The following is a 1,879-nucleotide window of genomic DNA, read 5'->3' as shown; positions in this document are numbered from 1 at the left end:
TGGTCGTGGCCTTGGGCATGGTCCCCGAGCAGGGGGAGCCGATCGGCGGCGAGTTCGCCGGCATCGTGGCCGAGGTCGGGCCCGGGGTGGAAGGGGTGCGGGTCGGCGATCGGGTGATGGGGCTGGGCGAGGCCGCGTTCGGTCCCCGGGTGGTGGTCGATCAGCGGTTGCTGGCGGGGCTGCCGGCGGGCTGGTCGTTCGCTCAAGGGGCCGGGGTGACGGTGGCGTTCGCGACCGCCTGGTACGGGCTGGCCGACCTGGCCGGACTCACCCGCGGCGAGCGCGTCCTGATCCACTCCGGCGCGGGCGGGGTCGGCATGGCCGCCATCCAGATCGCCCGCCATTTGGGGGCGGAGGTGTTCGCCACCGCCTCACCCGGCAAGCAGCACCTGCTGCGCGCTCTGGGCGTGCCCGATGATCACATCGCCTCCTCCCGGGATCTGGATTTCGCCGACGCTTTCGCCACGGTGATGGGCGGGGCGGGGATGGATGTGGTGCTCAACTCGCTGGCCGGCCCGTTCACCGACGCGTCGCTGGACCTGCTTGCTGAGGGTGGCCGGTTCATCGAGATGGGCAAGACCGACCGGCGTGACCCGGCTGACGTGGCGGGCACTTATCCCCATGTCCGTTACCGCAGCTTCGACCTGATGGACGCCGGGCATGAGCGGGTCGGGCAGATGCTGGGCGAGCTGCTGGGCTTGTTCGCCTCCCAGGAGTTGGCAGGTCTGCCGGTGCGGTGCTGGCCGGTGCAGCAGGCCCGCCAGGCCTTCCGGCACATGGCTCAGGCCCGCCACACCGGCAAGATCATCCTCACCATGCCCCGCGCCCTGGACCCCGACGGCACCGTGCTGATCACGGGCGGCACCGGCGGTCTGGGAGCCATCCTGGCCCGTCACCTGGCCGGCGAGCGCCAGGCCCGGCGTCTGCTCCTGGCCTCCCGCCGAGGAGACCAGGCCCCCGACGCCGACCAGCTCCGAGCCGACCTGGAAGCGGCCGGCGCAACCGTCGACATCGCCGCGTGCGATCTGTCCGACCCCCGACAGGTGGCCGCCCTGCTCGACCGGATCCCCACCGAGCATCCCCTTACGGCGGTCTTCCACACGGCCGGAGTCCTCGACGACGGCGTGGTCACCTCGCTCACCTCGGACAAGATCGACGGGGTGCTGCGGCCGAAGGCGGACGCCGCCTGGCACCTGCATCAGGCCACCCGCCACCTCGACCTGGCCGCGTTCGTTCTCTACTCCTCCTCGGCAGCCACGCTGGACAGTGCCGGGCAGGGCAACTACTCGGCCGCCAACGCCTTCCTCGACGCGCTCGCCATCCACCGCCACACCACCGGCTTGCCCGCCCAGTCCCTTGCCTGGGGATTGTGGGCGCCGGAAACGGGTGGCATGACCAACCAGTTGGCGGAACTCGACCTGGAGAGACTGTCCCGTTCCGGGTTCACCGCCATGGGTGCCAGCGAGGGCATGCAACTCCTGGACGCTGCTCTGACCATGCCGGAGCCCTTCCTCGTACCTCTGCCCATCAACACCCGTACCCTCAGCAACCGCCCCGACGGCGTCCCGGCCATCCTGCGTGGGCTGGCTCGCACGCCCGCGCGTCGCACCGCCCGTACCGAGTCTGTCTCCGGTGGCGGGTCGGCGCTGGAACGGCGGCTGGCCGGGCTGCCGGCGGCCGAGCAGGAACACGTGCTGGTGTCCCTGGTATGCGCCGAAGCGGCAGCGGTTTTGGGGCACGCCTCCGGGGAGGCCATCCAGGCGGGGCGCCCGTTCAAGGATCTCGGTTTCGACTCCCTGACCTCTGTGGAGTTGCGTAACCGGCTCAGCCGAGCAGCCGGGATGAAGCTGCCCGCGACCCTGGTCTTCGACCACCCCAC

The 1,879-nt window shown here is 71.2% G+C and carries 1 protein-coding gene; it reads left to right on the top strand.

Features of this window, described 5'->3' with window-relative positions:
- On the top strand, positions 1 to 1,879 hold a 1,879-nt coding region (locus tag ACIBI9_RS67815; protein ID WP_397239671.1), incomplete at both ends, for a type I polyketide synthase.

The organism is Nonomuraea sp. NPDC050451, assembly GCF_044458585.1.
The sequence above is the reverse complement of the archived record's forward strand: the minus strand, read 5'-3'. Positions and strand labels throughout refer to the sequence as shown.